This window comes from Maribacter aquimarinus, assembly GCF_047345505.1.
GTDB lineage: Bacteria > Bacteroidota > Bacteroidia > Flavobacteriales > Flavobacteriaceae > Maribacter.
Genome location: NZ_JBLFEO010000029.1, coordinates 15,351 through 33,209, shown reverse-complemented (window position 1 = coordinate 33,209; position 17,859 = coordinate 15,351). Strand labels below are relative to the sequence as shown.

Here is a 17,859-nt window from a genome sequence, read left to right as displayed (position 1 = left end):
TTCTTATATTTAGGCAGAAACCAACAACAGCCTTCATGCTAAAAAAAATGCTCCTTGCCCTCTGTTTTGTGGGCACCACGGCCCAGGCCCAGGACTACTATTACGAAAAGTACCGCCCCTTTGATCCAAATGTGCCCACACCGGAAGCCTTTTTGGGCTACGCCATAGGGGACCACCACACCCGCCACGATCGCATTGTGGCCTACTTTGAAAAATTGGCCGAAGTTTCTGACCGGGCCATGCTGCACGACTACGGAAAAACCCACGAGGGCCGCAGGTTGTTGATGCTCACCGTGGGCACCCCGGAACACCTGGCCAATTTGGACGGCCTTAGGGAACAGCACTTGGCCTTTACAGACCCCGACCGATCGCCCACCAATTACGAAGAAGTGCCCCTGTTCATTAACCTGGCCTACAGTGTGCACGGCAATGAGCCCAGCAGTTCGGAGGCGGCACTGCTCACCGCCTATACCTATGTGGCCAGCCAGCACCCGGAGGTCTTGGGGCACTTGGAGCATTCCGTGCTCTTCGTGGACCCCACCATAAACCCGGACGGCAGGGACCGCCATACCCAATGGGCCAACATGTACCAGGGAGACCCCGAGGTGGCAGACCCACAGGATGCGGAACACAATGAGTACTGGCCGGGAGGGCGCACCAACCACTACTGGTTCGATCTAAACCGGGACTGGCTCCTGGGCATTAACCCGGAGAGCCGCGGCAAATTGCAATGGTACCACAACTGGTATCCCAATGTGGTGACCGACTTCCACGAGATGGGCACGCAGAGCACCTATTTTTTTGAGCCCATGAAGCCCAACGGCTCCTGGGACCCGATCATGCCCAAGGAAAACTACGAAGACCTAAACACCCTTTTTGGGGCGGCCTTTGCCAAGTCCCTGGACAGTATTGGCTCCCTCTACTTTACCAAGGAAGTGTTTGATGGCACCTACCCCGGCTACGGCTCCTCCTACCCCGACCTGCAGGGCGGCCTGGGACTTTTGTTTGAACAGGCCAGCTCCCGGGGCCACCGCCAGACCACACCTTTTGGGGAGATCACCTTTGCCTTTACCATCCGGAACCAATATGTGAGCAGCATCACCACCGTGGCCACCGCCGTGGCCAACAAAGGATACTTGCGCAAGTACCAACAAGACTTCTTCAAAAGTGCCATTGCCAGGGCCTCCAAGGAAAAGATCAAGGGCTATGCCTTTGGCGACCCCCAGGACCCCAACCGTACCAAGGCCTTTGTGGACAAGCTGCTGCTGCACCGCATAAAGGTGCACAAAAACGGCGATACCTACGTGGTGCCCACCAAACAGCCCCAATACCGTATGGTGCAGACCATGTTCGAGACCTATGACAAGTACCGGGACAGCGTGTACTACGATGCCTCCGCCTGGTCCGTGGCCAATTTTTACAACATGAAGTACCGCCCCGTGACCACCCTGGACCTTGGCGAACGGGTAACCGGTACGGAGAACTTGGTGCCAGTGGCCCCCGTGTCCCGATCGGAATATGCCTATCTCATGGACTGGAACGACTACAACGCCCCGGCCGCACTGCATTTTCTGCAACGGAACGGCCTGGTGGCCTCCGTGGCCCAAAAGCCCTTTGCGGTGCCCTACCAAGGTGGCAAAAAGCAGTTCAACTACGGGGCCATCCTCATTGCCGTGTCCCTCCAAAAAAGGGATGCCCAAGCCGTTCACCGCCTGGTGCGCGAGGCCCAGGAACAATTTAAGGTGCCCATCACCGCCGTGGACACCGGACTGAACCTGGAAGGGGTGGATCTGGGCAGCAGGCATCTGGCCGCCGTAAAACGGCCCAGGGCCGCCATGCTCATTGGCCACGGCGTTCGCTCTTACGAGGCGGGAGAGGTCTGGCACTTGCTGGACACCCGCGTGCACATGCCCATTACCAAAATTCCAATGCGCAATCTGGGCCGCGCCAGTCTGGACCGCTACAACACCTTGGTCATGGTGAGCGGCAACTATGACCTCAACGGACAGCAAGTGCAGAGAATAAAGGATTGGGTGGCCAAGGGCAATACCCTCATCACCATTGGCACCGCCAGCGAATGGGCCGTGCAGAAAAAAGTGGTGCAAACCAAGCTCACCGAAAGCCCCAAGGACAGTACCGAACGGGCCAAACGCCTGCCCTACGTGGAGGCACCGGAACACCTGGGCAGGGAGCGCGTGGGCGGCATCATCGTGAAGGTGGCCCTGGACCGCACCCATCCCCTGGGCTATGGCTATGTGGACAATGAGATCCCAGTGTACAAGAACAACACCGTTTGGCTGGCCCCGAGCACCAATCCCTACGCCACGGTGGGCAAATACACCGCAGAACCGCACATAGATGGCTTTATCAGCCAAAAGAACATGGAGACCTTTCTAAAACCCTCGGCCTCCCTGGTGGTGGACAAGGTGGGCAAGGGCCGCGTGGTGCTCTTTGCGGACAATCCCAATTTCAGGGGCTCCTGGTACGGCACCAACAAACTTTTCCTTAACGCCCTGTTCTTTGGCGATAAGATCGGGGTGCCCGAATAAAGAGGAAAGCAACAAAAAAAGAAAAAATAGAAATCAGTACAAGGTAACCCATCATAAATTGAGTTATAGCCAGCATGTTGGGCTTAGCGCCCGCCTGAATTGGAGTCGAGGCAGGCCCGCCCGAATGTGCCCTTCGGTACGGGCAGGTAGTCGAAGCCTCCTTTGCCTGGCGAAAAGTTCTCGGCTAGATCACCCTCCGGCAGGCGGGCGCCCGAACTGACAACAGTAAAATTTTTGTTTAAATGATCATCAGATAGTGAACTTGATCCATGAATACGTGTTTATCCACCGATCCATAAATACATAACCAACAACATACATCAACATGAAAACCAACCAATTGCTTGCCCTATTGCTCCTGTTTACGGCCCCAATGCTCTTTGCCCAATCTGCCCAGGGAGACGGCCCCCATGACCAACTCATCATCCGCGGCGTCATGCTCATTAACGGCAACGGGGCGCCCCCACTGGGCCCGGTGGACATTGTGGTGGAAAAGAACCGCATAACGGACGTGGCCGTGGTGGGCTATCCAGGGGTGCCCATAAAAGAAAGCCGGCGGCCCAAACTGAGGCCGGGCGGAAAGGAGCTGGACTGCAGCGGCATGTACCTCATGCCCGGCTTTGTGGACATGCACGGCCACATAGGCGGCACCTCCCAGGGGGCAGAACCGGATTATGTCTTTAAACTCTGGATGGCCCACGGCATCACCACCGTGCGCGAGCCCAGTGGCCGCGGCGTGGATTTTGCCATGGACCTGAAACGAAAGAGCGCCAAGAATGAGATCGTGGCGCCCCGCATCCTTGCCTATACCGGCTTTGGGCAGACCAGCGAAACCTTCGATCCCCTGAACGGACAGCCCATTGCCACCCCGGAACAAGCGCGGGAATGGGTGCGCGCCAATGCCAAAAAGGGCGCGGACGGCATTAAATTCTTCGGGGCCGAACCCGAGATCATGGCCGCCGCCCTGGACGAGAACAAAAAACTGGGGCTGGGCTCTGCCTGCCACCACGCCCAGCTCAGCGTGGCCCGTTGGAACGTGCTGCACTCCGCCCGGGCCGGCCTAACCTCCATGGAGCACTGGTACGGCCTTCCCGAGGCCCTTTTTGATGATCGGACCGTACAGGACTATCCGTTGGACTACAACTACCAGAACGAACAGCACCGTTTTGAGAATGCCGGGAACCTTTGGCAGCAGGCCGCACCACCCTTCTCGGACCACTGGAACAAGGTCATGGACGAGCTCCTGGAGCTCAACTTTACCCTGGACCCCACCTTTAACATCTATGAGGCCAGCCGCGACCTGCACCGCGCCAGAAGGGCAGAATGGCATGAAGACTACACCCTGCCCTCCCTGTGGGAATTTTACCAGCCCAGCAAGATATCGCACGGCTCCTACTGGCATGACTGGGGCACCGAGCAGGAAGTGGCCTGGAAAGAGAACTACCGGCTGTGGATGACCTTTGTGAACGAGTACAAGAACCGCGGCGGCCGCGTTACGGCGGGATCGGACAGCGGCTTCATCTTCCAGCTCTACGGTTTTGCCTACGTCCGTGAGCTGGAACTCCTGCGCGAGGCCGGTTTCCACCCGCTGGAGGTGATCCGCGCCGCCACCCTGAACGGGGCAGAGGCCCTGGGCATGGACCAAGAAATAGGCACGGTGGCCGTGGGCAAATTGGCAGATTTTGTGGTGGTGGACGCCAACCCCCTAAAAAACCTGAAAGTGCTCTACGGCACCGGTGCCATCAAGCTCACGGAGAACAACCAAGTGGTGCGCCACGGCGGGGTAAAGTACACCATCAAGGACGGCATCGTCTATGATGCCAAGGCTCTGCTGGCCGATGTAAAGCGCCAGGTGGACCAAGCCAAGGCCCAGGCCAACTATACCCTGCGCCAACCCGGCATCCAAGAGTAGGGCGGCCCGGCAAGGAGCAACGCACAGGGCAGGTGCCCCTGGGGACTTTGGGCGTTCCCTGCGGGCCGGGCTATGCGCTGCAAGTCCGCGCTCGTGCCTCGCTGTGGGCTTTCCGCTCCTATCCCTAACGCGGGCCCGGGCGCATGCAATTGGTGCAACCGCAGCACAGACTGCTACGGAAAGATTACAGCACCCTTTCAGGGTTAAATTATTGGATTTAGCATTTTTTCATAGGATTTTATCCTATGCGTTATTATGTCATCCCTTCGGGATTGGGCAAAACACCAAAAAAAGTCCCGCAGGGACCCCATACAACAAGGAAGTACGAAGTACTTCTTCCGTAAACACCAAAAAAAGTCCCGAAGGGACACCATACGTAAGGAAAGCACGAAGTGCCTCCGACAGAAGTAGAAGAAAGGATAAAAGTCCCGAAGGGACGCCATACAACAGGAAAGCACGAAGTGCTTCCGACAGAAGTAGAAGAAAGGAAAAAAGTCCCGAAGGGACGCCATACGAAAGGAAAGCCCGAAGTACTTTTTCCGTAAACACCAAAAAAAGCCCTGAAAGGGCGATATTAAAGCATGGGACAGTCACTAGTACAGAACTACATACATATCGTTTTCAGCACAAAGTATAGAGAAGACCTTATATTCCCTCCCTATGAACAAGAACTGCACGCTTACATCGGTGGCGTATGTAAGGAGTTAGAGTGCCCTGTTTTAATCGTTGGCGGCTATACTAACCATATTCACATTTTATGTATGCTCAGTAAAAAAGTAGCCCTGATGACTTTAGTGCAAAAAATAAAAGCCCATTCCAGCAAATGGATAAAAACGAAAGATAAAAGTTTGGCCAATTTCTTTTGGCAAGATGGATATGGTGCCTTTTCGGTAAACCCAAGAGAGGTCAATGTTGTGATAAGCTACATTAAAAACCAGCATGAACACCACCGCAAGAAAGATTTTAAAGAAGAGTACCGCGCTTTTTTGACCAAGTATATTGTTGATTATAATGAGGACTATGTTTGGGATTGATCATATCGGCCTTTCAGGGCCTTACGCAGCTATTCGCTATTTTGTCAGGAATTCGTCCCACCTTAACGAACAACATCCCTTCGGGAGTGGTCTTGAAAACAAAGCCATTTACCAATAATGCATAAAATTAATTGATTGGTGCGAGCCTACTCACCAAAATCCTATCAGATTTTCCATTCGGCTTTATTTGCAAAATTAGGTGCTTGATTATGCCCCCGCTGGTCCCAGCGTCAGGCCCGTACCACATCTTGTAAGCAGTTTGCGAAACATAATGTTTAAAGCGTTTTCCATTGATCAGTATTTCAAGACGCTGATGGCGCCGGCACTGTTGGGGTAGCCCATATCGCACGGCGCACAATGGTGCCTTATCCAGTGAGCAGGTATCGGAGCAAGAAGAAGCTGGGAAAACGGGGCGTTGTGGTAGGCAACCCAAAACAATGCGCAACAATGTCCCTCTAAAGGCGTTTCTTAAAAAAAGGCAGGGACCACAGCGCAAGCAGAGGACACTAAAAGGCGCAAGAGGAGCCTGGAAGCGCATACGCGTGACACGCGCGCCGGCTTGGGGCACCGCTATGGACCTGGCAACCAATACCGCTTGGCAGGAGCTTAAAGATGGCCTGTACAATCTGGTAATGGAGGACTTATACCAGTTCTTGTTTATAATGCGGCCATAGAAATTAAATTATTTTTTTTGGCCTGTGAAAAAGAAAAATCAGGTATGGCCCGGCAACGGCTTATTTTTATTTTGAAGAAGGGCGTAACAGGAAACCATTTATCGGCTTATTTTCAATTGGGAAATGGTATTACCTTATCCTAAAGATAGCTTCGGCCTTTGTGAACCAACAGGAAGGTCGGCCAAAACGGTCTTTTTTTCGGTCTCTGAAAAGCCCTTGGACAACCCGTCTGCAAACATCGATGAAGGTGTGGGCGCACGGATACAACTGAACGAAAAAAATGGTACTTCAACCCAAGACCAGCACCTAGGCCGGGAAAAAAGAGACAAGGGGCAAGAATCAAGAATCAAGATACTGTACTTGATACTTTATACTTTGTACTTAATACTTTGTACTCAATACTCAGTACTTAATACTCAGTACACCGTACTCCCTCTAACTTCCTTCTTTTCGGAGTACCTGCAGGGGCGGACTGCGCAACACGCTGCGGCTGTTGAACACGCCAATGAGCAGCACCAAAAGGGTAATGCCGGGCAGTACAATGACAAAGGGCACCCAAGAGGGCACAAAAGGGGTGTCAAAGACAAAATAGGCCAAGAGCTGGCTGCCAAAAAGGGAAAGCAGTATGCCAACGCCACTGCCCAAAAGTCCCAAGTACAGATATTCCAGGGCCGTGATGCGAACGATCTGTGCGCTCTGTGCGCCCAAGGTGCGCAGCAATACACTTTCGCGAATGCGCTGGTACTTGCTGTTACGCACCGAGCCAATGAGCACGATGATGCCGGTAAGGATGCTAAAAAAGGCCATAAAGCTGATCACCCAGGAAATTTTGTCCAAAATGCCCTCCACCAAAGTGATCACTTGCCGGAGGTCCAGGATGGAGAGGTTGGGAAATTTGCGCACCAGTTCCTGTTGCAGGCTGGCGGAGGCCTCTTTACTGGGCACGTTGGTGGTGAGCACGTGAAACTGTGGCGCCTTTTCCAGGATGCCCTTGGGAAAGAGCAGATTGAAATTGAGCTGCATCTGCCCCCAGTCCACCTGCCGGATGCTGCCCACCACGGTTTCCATCTGCGTGCCCTGTACGTTAAAGAGCAGGGTGTCTCCCACCGTGACCTGGGCGTCCCTGGCCACATTTTCGGAGATGGATATGGGAATGGCGGCATCCATCGTGGCGCTGCCCGTCCACTCCCCTTCCAACACCGTTTCACCGGGCAAGAGGCTGTCCCGGTAGGTAACCCTGAACTCGTGGTTTAGCACCCACCTGTTGATCTGTACGGTGGTGTCTTGCCTAAGGTCGTTTACGCTGCGATCCTTGATGCGCTCCATCCGCATGGTCACAATGGGAATGTTGGCCAGTATGGGGTGGCCCTTGGGCGCAATGGTGTTGGCCACGGCCTCTTTCTGTGCCGTCTGCACATCGAACAAAATAATGTTGGGGCTGTTGGCCCCGGTCTCCACATTGGCCTTGGCCAGGAGAAAGTCCTTGGTAAAGTAAAGCGTACTGATCAGGAAACTGCCAATGCCTATGGCCAAGATCAACACCGCGGTCTGGTTGTTGGGCCTAAAGAGATTGCGCAGGCTCTGCCGGGCCGTGAAGTTCCAAGTTTCCGGAAAATAGCGTTTAATGCCCTTCATAAAAAAGGCGGCGGTCCCACTGAGAACGGCAAAGGTAACAAGGATGCCGGCCACAAAGCCAAGGGCATAGCGCACATTGCCCAACAACCACTGGGCAAAGAAGAACACAAACAGCACCACGGCGGTTAAAATGGCCCCTTTCACGGGACGCGAGGCCGCCCCCACATCTTCCTGTGCCCGCAGCACTTGCAAGGGGCTCACGAACCAAGTGTTCACCAAGGGCGAAAGGGCAAACAAAACCGACATGAAGACCCCCAACAACAAGCCCACGGAAATGGCCTGGTAGGAGGTGGAAATGACCACCTCAAAGGGCAAAAACCCCTGTAGCAGCAAGGGAAAGGACAGTTGCAACAACAGCCCCAAGCCGGTGCCCACCAGACCGCCAATGAGGCCCATGCCGGCAATCTGGATGAGATAGATGAAAAAGGACTGCTTTCTGCTGGCGCCCAAACATTTTAGAATGGCCACGGACCTGAACTTTTCCTTGATGTAGATGTGCACGGAACTGGCAATGCCCACGCACCCCAACAAAAGGGCTATGAAGGCCACCAAATTTAGAAATCGGCCCACGTTTTGGTACCGTCGCCCCAAGCGCTCACTGGTGGCCGTATGGGTGTCCATATCGGCATTTTCCGCATCCAGGATGGGATCCAGCTCGGTGTCCAAGGCCTCCAGATCGGCCTCCGGGTCCTTGAAATAATAGTTATAGCGCAACCGGCTGCCCCTTTGCAACAGGCCACTGGCCTCCATGGCCGAAAAGGGGACAAATATGGGCGGTGCCACGGAAGTGCCTATCCCGGTGCTGCCGGGGGCAGAAATCAGGGACCCCACAATGGGAAAGCTGGTGGTGCCCAGCTTTACGCTATCTCCCACCGCAAGATCAAACTGTACCATGACCGTGGCATCCACCAGGGCGCCGTTACGGGCCAAATAGTGGTCTGCCGCATCCAGGGGCTGGGTCTCGAGCTCCCCGTAGAACGGAAACCCGCCTTCCACCCCGCGCACCTGCACCAATTTGGTGGCACCCTTTGATGGGAAGGCGGCCATGGAGGCAAACTGCACCTCCGTGGCATCCGGCCCGCCCAGGGAGTCCATCACCTGCCGCACCCGTTCATTGGCGGCTTGGTTGCCGTCTATACGGTAGTCCGCACCCATAAGGGCCTTGCTCTGCAGGGCAATGTTGCGCTCCAGATTGTCGCTGAAAGACTGTATGGACACCACGGCCGCAATGCCCAGGATAATGGAGGCCATGAACAGCAGCAAGCGCTTGCCACTGGCACGCCCATCGCGCCAGGCCATCTTGAACAGCCACGCCGTGGTGGCCCCTTTGGTTGGGGTGGGAGTGCTCACGAGGCCACGCTTGTTTCGTTGGCCACGATCTTACCGCCCTTTAGGCGCAGCACTTTATGGTTCATGGCGGCCAGGTCCAGGTCATGGGTAACAATGACCAGGGTGGTGCCCATTTCCTTGTTCAGGTCAAAGAGCAGCTTAATGACCTTCTCCCCCGTTTCCTCGTCCAGGTTGCCGGTGGGCTCATCGGCAAAGAGGATCTCGGGGGCATTGGAAAAGGCCCTTGCCAGTGCCACCCGCTGCTGTTCCCCCCCGGATAGTTGGGTGGGGTAATGATCGTGCCTCTTGGCCAGGCCCACCTTCTCCAAAAGTTCCCGGGCCACCTGGTTGGCATTGGCATCACCGCGCAGCTCCAGGGGCACGCTCACATTTTCCAGCGCCGTAAGCGTGGGAAGCAGCTGAAAATCCTGGAAAATAAAGCCCACCTTATCGTTCCTGAGCTGGGCACGGCCATCTTCGTCCAGGGTGCTCAAGGGCTTGCCACAAAGGGTGATCTCGCCTTCACTGACCCGGTCCAGCCCGGCGCAGAGGCCCAAAAGGGTGGTCTTGCCGCTGCCCGATGGGCCCACAATGGCAAAGGTGTCCCCGGCATCAATGGAAAAAGAGATGGTGTCCAATACGGTAAGTTCCTTGGTGCCGCTGCTGTACCGCTTCGTGAGCTTGCTTACGTTTAATATCTTTGTCATAGCTGGTTTTTACCAAACCCACAAAATAAACAAATGATTTTCACTAAAAGAAAAGTACCCCATGCCTAAACTATTAAAGTTTCGTTATTTTTTGATGTTTGCCCTTCTCTGCGGCTGTGGGGAAAGCCCAAAGTCCAAGGAGGCCGGGAAGCATCCGGAAAACGGCGCCGTCGTGGAAGAACCGGTGGCTTCCCAGGACAAACAGAACATCCTGTTCTTTGGCAACAGCCTCACGGCGGCCTACGGTCTGGACACGGCGGAAGGCTTCCCCAACCTGATCCAGCAAAAATTGGATTCCCTGGGGCTGCCCTACAATGCCATCAATTCCGGCCTCAGCGGGGAAACCACCTCGGGGGGCCGCAACCGTTTGGAATGGGTGCTTAACCAAGAGGTGGCCATATTTGTCCTGGAACTGGGTGCCAATGACGGCCTTAGGGGCATTCCGCTTTCCGAGACCAGGGCCAATCTGCGGGCCATGATCGATCTGGTACGGAAAAAGTATCCCCGGGTAAAGGTGGTATTGGCCGGCATGCAGATCCCCCCCAACATGGGTCCGGAATACACCACGGAGTTCAGGGGCATGTTCCCCGAAATTGCCAACGAGAAAGAAACCGCACTTATCCCCTTTTTATTGGAGGGCGTGGCCGGAAATCCGGAACTGAACCTGGAAGACGGCATCCACCCCAACGCAGCGGGCCAAAAAATTGTGGCAGAGAATGTTTGGGAGGTGCTGAGCCCCCTTTTGCTGCAGGAAAAACAAGGCTAAGCCATGGCACACGTTAAAAATCCATAAAGCCCTGTGGAACATCTGCCAAAAGACAAAAACAAAAAAAGGGATGCCATGTGGCACGCCCTCATCATTGGTTTTCTAGTGGGTGTGGTGGTGTACAGCGTTGCGATGGAGACCTACGGCCCCCTCACCCTCATTCCCCTGTATTTTATTTATCGTCTTTGAAAAAAAAAAAGGAAAGGACGCTGGGTAGTCCCGCAGGGAGAACCGCTCTACCCTGTTTATTTTGATTTCATCGCCCACCACAAAAACACCATACGGGCGTAGTCCACAAGCAATCCCCAAGTGTGCTCTCGCCTATTTGGGCAGGTTGTCCCAAGTAAACCCCTTCTTTATGAAAAGTGGCCAAAGAAACTGAATTGTTTTCCTGGCCTTGGAAAAAGAAAAACCGGGCATAGCCCAGCTACGGCTTGTTTTTATTTTGAAGCAGGGCCTAAAAAGAAGCCATTTATCGACTGATTTTCAACGGGGAAATGGAATTAGGCCAATTTGGCCCTGTTGCGCTTGGTGGTAAAGGAAAGGGCCTTTTTTACCCGGTAGTTCTTGGTGCGGTACAACCGGGCCACGTCATTTTTCTTGCTTAGGGCAGCGGTATGGCTCGTTTGGGTCACAATGCCCATGGCAACAGTGGCAACCTTGTTTTCCATCTGCTTTTGTGCTTGGGCGCCAAACCCAATAAAGAGGATAAAAAGAAGTGTGGTAATTGTTTTCATGACGTTCGCTTATTACATATAAAGAACGCCACAGGGGGTGTGCAAAGGGGATGTCATTCGCCGAAAAACGCCCATTTTTCGGTAAACGACAAAGAATCGGACAAGCTGTAAAAATTGTTCGATGAACGTATGCCCGGCCAAAAACCGCTTATCGGGAAAGGAGGTATTTCAACGGAGACCGCGCTTACAATTTGAGCAGTAAATTGGGGTCGGGACAATTTTTCCGATGGAAATGCAGATCGGCCTGGGAAGCCACCCCGGGATAATCTCCCCGTAGATCGCCCATGTCCCAGATCAGTTGAAAATGAAGGTGGGGGGCATAGTTGCCGTTCTCCTTGGCGGTGCCCAAGGCGCCCAAGGGCTCCCCGGCCCTAAAGGGCTTGCCCACAAAAAGTCCTTCCAAAGAAGCAGTGGCCAGGTGACCGTAGAGTGTAAAAAAGGATGTACCGGCGTACCGATGCTCCAAGATGAGCGTGGGTCCATAATCTCCCTTGCCCCCATTGTTCTGAAAGCTGTGCACCGCTCCATCCAAGGGCGCCAGCACCAAGGTACCGGCGGTGCACCAAAAATCGACCCCCAAATGAATGTTGCGTGCGGGGCCGGCCCCATCACCAAATTGCGTCTTGTCCCTGTAGAGGTTGCGGCGTTCCAGATAGCCACCGTAGGCCACCGTGCCGTTGTTCTCCTGTAAAACCTGGGCAACGTAAGCTTCACAGGCCGCGGGGTCGGTAATGTTCACCACGGCCAGTTCCCGGTTGTCCACGGAAAGGTCCAGTGGCACATAACGGCTCAAGGGAATGCCAGCATCCAATACCCTGGGGGTACGGCCCATACCGGAAAAAAAAGACGCCCCTTCCATCATGGTTCCAAAATTAAATCATTTGCTTGGATCGTGAACGTTAAACGAGGCCCATCCGCCAAAGGTTAGGCCATGCAGCCCAAAAAGGCCCGCTGCCTTAACATTTTTTAACCTTAGATGGTGCAAGGACTTTGTAACTTGGCGACAAAACCATAAAATTGTGATGATGCATAACTCAAAAACATGGGGATTGGGATTGGCCCTTTTCCTGGGCCTTGCCTGCAAGGGCAGCCCCAACCAACAGGCACCCGCCACGGCACAGACTGTTGCCGAGGAAGCCGAAGCGGTAAAACTGACCCAAGAACAATTGGACCAATACGAAACCGCTTATTTTGCCAGTGGCTGCTTCTGGTGCGTGGAGGCCATTTTTGAGAGCGTAAAAGGGGTCAAGGAAGCCGTGTCCGGCTATGCGGGGGGCACCGAAAAAAACCCCACCTACGAGAGCGTGGCATCCGGACAGAGCAGCCATGCGGAGGCGGTCAAGGTCTATTACGATCCCAAGGTGATCTCCTTTACCCAGTTGGTGCAGGTCTTCTTTGGTTCCCACGACCCCACCACCCTGAACCGGCAAGGGCCGGACCGCGGGCCGCAATACCGCTCCGTGGCGTTTTATGAAAACGAGCGCGAAAAAAAGATCATTGAGGGTTATATCCAAGCGCTCAAAGATCAAAACGTCTATGAGGGAGACCCCATTACCACCGAGGTAAGACCGTTGGATGTCTTTTACCGTGCAGAGGAATACCATCAGGATTACGAAAGAAAGAACCCCAACAACTCCTATGTAAGGAACGTCTCGGTGCCCAGGTTGAACCGTTTCAAGGAAAACTTCGGGGAGTACCTGAAAGAACCAGACACCCATTAATCCCAAAAGCAGTATATTTAAACGCCTTTTATAAGGCGTTTTTTTATACATCAACCCAAAAAAAACACATTATGATATCAAAGTGGAAAAAGACCTTTACCATTGTGTGCAGCTCCGTCATGTTAATGGGCTGCGCAGGGGAACCCAAGGATACCGCACCATGGAAGCCCCTTTTTGACGGAGAAACCCTGAACGGGTGGACCCAAATGGGCGGTGAGGCCATCTATACGGTAAAGGACAACGCCATTGTGGGCACCACGGTGTCCAACACGCCAAACTCCTTTTTGACCACGGAGAAAATGTACGGGGATTTTATTTTGGAGCTGGAATACAAGGTAGATTCCAGCATGAACTCCGGCATCCAGATCCGTAGCAATAGCCTGCCCCACTACAGGAACGGCAGGGTGCACGGCTACCAAGTGGAAATAGACCCCTCCGATCGTGCCTGGAGTGCCGGTATTTTTGACGAGGCCCGCAGGGGCTGGTTGAATCCCTTGGACAACAACCCCGCCGCACAACAGGCCTTTAAACAGAACGATTGGAACCACTACCGCGTAGAGGCCATTGGCGACACCCTAAAGACCTGGATCAACGATGTGCCCGCGGCCCATCTCATAGACGATCGCACGGCCTCCGGGTTCATTGCCCTGCAGGTGCACAGCATTAGGGCGGACAAGGAGCCCGGAACGGACATTATATGGAAAAACATCCGCATCATCACAGACAGTTTGCACAAATATTCCCGGAACACCCCAGTGGCGCCCATCATCACCAAAAACGACCTGGGCAGCCAAGAGAGGGAAAGGGGCTGGAAGATGTTGTGGGATGGGGAGACCACCCAAGGGTGGCGCGGTGCCAAACTGGACGGCTTCCCCGAGCAAGGCTGGGAAATAAAAGATGGCGTGCTCTACGTACTGGCCTCCGGTGGTGGGGAATCCGAAGCCGGGGGAGACATCATCACCACAGAAAAATATGGGGATTTTGAGCTCATGGTGGACTTTAAGATCACCGAAGGCGCCAATAGCGGCATTAAATATTATGTGGACCCCGAACTGAACAAGGGCCCAGGTTCTTCCATTGGCCTGGAATACCAAATATTGGACGATGCCCGCCACCCCGATGCCAAAGAGGGCAACCACGAGGGGAGCCGTACCGTGGCCTCCCTGTACGACCTGATCAAAGCCGACCCCAACAAACCGATGAATGGTCCGGGAGAATGGAACACGGCACACATCATCTCCAAGGAAAATAAGGTGGAGCATTACCTCAACGGGATGAAAGTACTGGAATACGAGCGCAAAAGCCCGGCATACCGCGAGCTGGTGGCCAACAGCAAATATGTGGACTGGCCCAACTTTGGGGAATCGGACCGGGGGCACATCCTGTTGCAAGACCACGGGGACCTCGTGGCCTTCAAGAACATTAAGATCAAACCCCTGAACTAAAAACCGTCCGTTAGCTGTGGAAGGTCTTCAAAAAAAGAACACTTTCACGGGGTTGGACGGCCGGACCGGGGCCATCCCGACCAATCCCAAGACGGCCCGTGCTTGAGAAAAAGGGTTTTGGCAAATGATACCATCTTTTGCCACCCGATTATGGAAATGACCCCATAAGGACATAAAGGGGAGGTTCAAGGCAAAGGTCCATGGAAGAGCGCAAAGTTTGGCGCCGCGAACATCTGGGCGTTACTGCCAATGTGCCCAACGATCAAGAAACATGAAGATGATTGTTTAGCCCTTTTGAAAAAACCAAAATACATTTATGAAGAGAAGATCATTTGTTTATAAAAGTGCCCTGGCCACAACAGCCTTGACCGGGTTTCCCCTAAGCGCCACGGGCAGCACCAAAAAACCCTTGGAAACCCTGAACATGGGCATCATAGGCACCGGGGCCAGGGGGGCGGGAATGACCTACCTGATAAATGAAATAGACCACATGCAGGTGGTTGGCTGCTGCGACAGTTTGCCCTTTAGGTTGGAAGAGGGCCTCAAAGCGGTAAACGGCACGGCAAAAGGGTACCGGGATTACCGCAAACTATTGGACAACAAAGACGTGGACGCCGTTTTGATCGCCACCCCTTTCAATACCCATTCCCGAATCGCCATGGATGCCTTGGATGCCGGCAAACACGTGTATTGCGAAAAAACCTTGGCCAAAGGCTATTTTGGCATAGAAAACCTGGTTAAAAAGACCCAGGCCAGCAACCAGGTTTTTCAAACGGGACACCAATACCACAGCTCCCGGCTGTATGCCCACATCATTGAACTCATAAACGATGGCAAAATAGGAACGCCAACGGCCTTTGAGTGTTATTGGAACCGAAATGGCAACTGGCGCAAGCCCGTTCCGGACCCGGCCATGGAGCGCGCCATCAACTGGCGCATGTACCGGGAATTCTCCGGGGGCTTGGTGGCCGAACTGTGCTCCCACCAACTCGATTTTGTGAACTGGGCCTTGGGCTCCGTTCCCGAAAAAGTGGTTGGTTTTGGTGGGGTGGATTATTGGAAAGACGGTAGGGAAACCTATGACAACGTGCACCTTACCTACAGTTACCCCAAGGGAGTAAGGGCAAAGTTCACCAGCCTAACCACCAACGCCATGGAGGGCTACAAAATAAAATGCATAGGGGACAAAGGAACCATCATCATAGGCCCTACGAACGCATGGTTCCACCCAGAGGGTTCCTACAAAAAGGAAATGGGCCAGGCAGATGGGGTGGCCGGTGCCACCACCAATTGGGAACAGGGCAAGGGAATGCCCATCAATGTCTCCCATATGGATCCCAGCAAACAGGCCTTGGTGGACTTCCAAACGAGCATTGTAAACAACACCGAGCCCATCTCAAATTGCACCACGGGCGCCCGGACGGCCATGTGCGTACAAATGGGCCTGGATGCCATGCACGGCGAAAAGGTGGTGTCATGGAACCAAGAATTGGCGGTATAAGGTACCCTAGGGCAATCGCGGCCGCGAACCAAGGCTACGGCCAAGGTCCGGGCTTGCTTCTTTCCTATCCGGACCAATAGCACGGCAGAAGCGGAAAAACCTACCACAAGACCACGCCAGGGCCGTCCCTTTTTTTAAGCTGCAGTTCGCCAGGGGGGCGCAACCCTTTGGTGCGGAAGACATCTTACCATAAAAAGCATGCCATAACCTTTTGCCAATGCCAGAAACAACCCGCTGTTGCAGATTCCTTGCCCGCCCCTTGGCCTGTGCCCTGGCCTTTGTGCTCGTTGCGGCATGTGCCGAAGACGATGTGCTGGATGTCAGGGGCACAAAACTGGTGATGCTCACCTATGCCGAAGGCAACGCGCAACGGACCGAAGAACTCGTTTATGACGGCAATGGCCTCTTGGTTGAAGTACGGGACCAACAATTTCCCAATGGCACAAAAACCCTTGTCTCCTATACGGACGGCAAGCCCGTGGTGCTGCAACATTACAATGGTTTTACCGGATCCCTGGCCCACAAGGACTCCATTACCTACACGGCCACGGGAGCAGTGGAGCGCATATATAATTTGCACCCTGATCCGTTGGGTGGGTTTACACTTGGATCATGGCAGCAACACGACTATGACGCCAACGGCCAACTGCAACGGAAAAGCACTTTTCAAACAACGGACACCACTGCCGCCAAGTACCACGAGACCTATACCTGGCAAGACGGCAACATAAGGAGAATGGAACAGTACAATGAAGACGGAGTGCTAAAGCTGGCCTTTGACCTGGAATATGACACGCGCCGAAACTACCAAAAAAATTTGCCCCTCTTTTTAAGTGAAGCCTTAGCCCTGAACCGGAACAACGTGGTGAAAAGCCGCATTGAAGACCGTTCGTACAACATCTATTGGGCCTGCAATCCCTGCACCACCGCCTATACCTATAACCTGGACGGATTTCCGGTGGAAATACGGCGTACCAATCAAGTGATCAGCCTTACCTTCGAGGACGAAACACTAGGAAAATAAAAGCAACCTAAATATTGAACCTATTGGCAGTGCCAATAAATAGCCCGTTCCAGCTTGGAAATTTGTTGGAACGGGCATGCTGTTTCATATAAAACCAATGGGATTCCTTAAATGACAATCGATATCCATCACCCTATTACCTGAAAAAGATGGTCTCGTAATAATAGGGAGAGTCCACGCCGTTGTCCACGACCGGATCGAACTGCACCGCCATGATTTCCCCATCCTCCCTAAAGCGGATCGCCTCCGGTTCTACGATGCGCTGCACGCTACCATCATCGTTTAGCATGGCAAACCTGTACTTTTCGTTCCCTAGCCTTTCCCAAATGCCCTCTCTGGCAAATTCTGGCACCACACGGCACTCATTGTCGCCAAAGGGCTCGTATTCTTGGAAATTCAAGGTGTTGTCTGCCCTGAAAATAAGTCGTTCCAATCCTTTGCAAGGTCTAATAGGGTTTGATTTGGGAGTGCCATCAACATAAAACGAAATTTCTAAACTGCCTACCCATTCACCAATCACCAACCCTTCATCAGATGCTTCCGGAGCATCCCTGTCACAAGATAAATTGATACAAACAAGCGTAAGGATAAAGAAATAGGTTTTCATTCTTTTTGGGTTTGAGATGAACACTTTTAAGTTGCAGTATTGGAAATGATTTTAAAATGTATCTGGATGATAAAGGTACTTTATTCAATTGAATCCATGTTACGTATCAAGATTATGGTTGCGACCAGGTGGGTTTCGGCAAAAAACTTGCTCAACGCACCATCAATTTCCGCTATGTCCATTTCTTACATTTTTAGACATTTTGCTACATTATCTTT

The 17,859-nt window shown here is 53.3% G+C and carries 13 protein-coding genes; 8 read left to right on the top strand and 5 right to left on the bottom strand.

Annotation, left to right across the window (positions count from 1 at the left end):
* The first annotated feature begins 35 nt into the window (after positions 1 to 35).
* The 3 genes from ACKWCC_RS16455 to tnpA all read left to right on the top strand — a co-directional run bounded on the left by ACKWCC_RS16455 (position 36) and on the right by tnpA (position 5,495).
* On the top strand, positions 36 to 2,549 hold the full coding sequence (locus ACKWCC_RS16455; protein ID WP_413997059.1) for a M14 family zinc carboxypeptidase: 2,514 nt from the start codon (positions 36 to 38) through the stop codon (positions 2,547 to 2,549).
* 325 nt (positions 2,550 to 2,874) lie between these two features.
* Positions 2,875 to 4,461 carry an amidohydrolase family protein gene (locus tag ACKWCC_RS16450; protein WP_413997058.1) on the top strand — a complete coding sequence of 529 codons (1,587 nt, stop codon included), beginning with the start codon at positions 2,875 to 2,877 and terminating at the stop codon, positions 4,459 to 4,461.
* Positions 4,462 to 5,042: 581 nt separating this feature from the next.
* The gene (gene tnpA, locus ACKWCC_RS16445) at positions 5,043 to 5,495 is read left to right on the top strand and encodes an IS200/IS605 family transposase (RefSeq protein ID WP_413997057.1); all 453 of its coding nucleotides are present in this window, start codon (positions 5,043 to 5,045) and stop codon (positions 5,493 to 5,495) included.
* Between the two features lie 1,109 nt (positions 5,496 to 6,604).
* Here the strand turns inward: tnpA and ACKWCC_RS16440 are convergent.
* Together ACKWCC_RS16440 and ACKWCC_RS16435 are read right to left on the bottom strand one after the other, a co-directional pair.
* Positions 6,605 to 9,103: an ABC transporter permease gene (locus tag ACKWCC_RS16440; RefSeq protein ID WP_413997073.1), complete on the bottom strand. Its 2,499-nt coding sequence runs from the start codon at positions 9,101 to 9,103 to the stop codon at positions 6,605 to 6,607.
* A gap of 47 nt (positions 9,104 to 9,150) precedes the next feature.
* Positions 9,151 to 9,840: an ABC transporter ATP-binding protein gene (locus ACKWCC_RS16435; protein WP_413997056.1), complete on the bottom strand. Its 690-nt coding sequence runs from the start codon at positions 9,838 to 9,840 to the stop codon at positions 9,151 to 9,153.
* 61 nt (positions 9,841 to 9,901) lie between these two features.
* Between ACKWCC_RS16435 and ACKWCC_RS16430 the strand changes: the two genes are divergently transcribed.
* Positions 9,902 to 10,606: an arylesterase gene (locus tag ACKWCC_RS16430; protein ID WP_413997055.1), complete on the top strand. Its 705-nt coding sequence runs from the start codon at positions 9,902 to 9,904 to the stop codon at positions 10,604 to 10,606.
* Positions 10,607 to 11,109: 503 nt separating this feature from the next.
* On the opposite strand, the gene ACKWCC_RS16425 is transcribed toward ACKWCC_RS16430, so the two are convergent.
* Positions 11,110 to 11,343 carry a hypothetical protein gene (locus ACKWCC_RS16425; RefSeq protein WP_413997054.1) on the bottom strand — a complete coding sequence of 78 codons (234 nt, stop codon included), beginning with the start codon at positions 11,341 to 11,343 and terminating at the stop codon, positions 11,110 to 11,112.
* A gap of 184 nt (positions 11,344 to 11,527) precedes the next feature.
* The gene (locus ACKWCC_RS16420; RefSeq protein ID WP_413997053.1) at positions 11,528 to 12,205 is read right to left on the bottom strand and encodes a peptidoglycan DD-metalloendopeptidase family protein; all 678 of its coding nucleotides are present in this window, start codon (positions 12,203 to 12,205) and stop codon (positions 11,528 to 11,530) included.
* Between the two features lie 187 nt (positions 12,206 to 12,392).
* Between ACKWCC_RS16420 and msrA the strand changes: the two genes are divergently transcribed.
* The 4 genes from msrA (at position 12,393) to ACKWCC_RS16400 (ending at position 17,034) form a co-directional block, all read left to right on the top strand.
* Positions 12,393 to 13,064, top strand: a complete 672-nt coding sequence (gene msrA / locus ACKWCC_RS16415) for a peptide-methionine (S)-S-oxide reductase MsrA (protein WP_413997052.1) — start codon at positions 12,393 to 12,395, stop codon at positions 13,062 to 13,064.
* Between the two features lie 119 nt (positions 13,065 to 13,183).
* A complete protein-coding gene (locus tag ACKWCC_RS16410) occupies positions 13,184 to 14,509 on the top strand; it encodes a 3-keto-disaccharide hydrolase (RefSeq protein WP_413997072.1) in 1,326 nt (441 codons plus the stop codon).
* A gap of 316 nt (positions 14,510 to 14,825) precedes the next feature.
* A complete protein-coding gene (locus tag ACKWCC_RS16405; protein ID WP_413997051.1) occupies positions 14,826 to 16,010 on the top strand; it encodes a Gfo/Idh/MocA family protein in 1,185 nt (394 codons plus the stop codon).
* A gap of 217 nt (positions 16,011 to 16,227) precedes the next feature.
* Positions 16,228 to 17,034, top strand: a complete 807-nt coding sequence (locus tag ACKWCC_RS16400) for a hypothetical protein (RefSeq protein WP_413997050.1) — start codon at positions 16,228 to 16,230, stop codon at positions 17,032 to 17,034.
* A 136-nt stretch (positions 17,035 to 17,170) separates the two neighbouring features.
* On the opposite strand, the gene ACKWCC_RS16395 is transcribed toward ACKWCC_RS16400, so the two are convergent.
* Positions 17,171 to 17,467, bottom strand: coding sequence for a hypothetical protein (locus tag ACKWCC_RS16395; RefSeq protein ID WP_413997049.1), 297 nt, complete (start codon positions 17,465 to 17,467; stop codon positions 17,171 to 17,173).
* Between the last annotated feature and the right edge of the window lie 392 nt (positions 17,468 to 17,859).

Bases quoted from the DNA above. Each gene is read 5' to 3' on its own strand.
- ACKWCC_RS16455 (WP_413997059.1), top strand. From the start codon at position 36: ATGCTAAAAAAAATGCTCCTTGCCCTCTGTTTTGTGGGCACCACGGCC.
- ACKWCC_RS16440 (WP_413997073.1), bottom strand. From the start codon at position 9,103: ATGGCCTGGCGCGATGGGCGTGCCAGTGGCAAGCGCTTGCTGCTGTTC.
- ACKWCC_RS16430 (WP_413997055.1), top strand. From the start codon at position 9,902: ATGCCTAAACTATTAAAGTTTCGTTATTTTTTGATGTTTGCCCTTCTC.
- ACKWCC_RS16435 (WP_413997056.1), bottom strand. From the start codon at position 9,840: ATGACAAAGATATTAAACGTAAGCAAGCTCACGAAGCGGTACAGCAGC.
- ACKWCC_RS16420 (WP_413997053.1), bottom strand. From the start codon at position 12,205: ATGATGGAAGGGGCGTCTTTTTTTTCCGGTATGGGCCGTACCCCCAGG.
- ACKWCC_RS16450 (WP_413997058.1), top strand. From the start codon at position 2,875: ATGAAAACCAACCAATTGCTTGCCCTATTGCTCCTGTTTACGGCCCCA.
- ACKWCC_RS16410 (WP_413997072.1), top strand. From the start codon at position 13,184: ATGTTAATGGGCTGCGCAGGGGAACCCAAGGATACCGCACCATGGAAG.
- ACKWCC_RS16425 (WP_413997054.1), bottom strand. From the start codon at position 11,343: ATGAAAACAATTACCACACTTCTTTTTATCCTCTTTATTGGGTTTGGC.
- ACKWCC_RS16405 (WP_413997051.1), top strand. From the start codon at position 14,826: ATGAAGAGAAGATCATTTGTTTATAAAAGTGCCCTGGCCACAACAGCC.
- tnpA (WP_413997057.1), top strand. From the start codon at position 5,043: ATGGGACAGTCACTAGTACAGAACTACATACATATCGTTTTCAGCACA.
- ACKWCC_RS16400 (WP_413997050.1), top strand. From the start codon at position 16,228: ATGCCAGAAACAACCCGCTGTTGCAGATTCCTTGCCCGCCCCTTGGCC.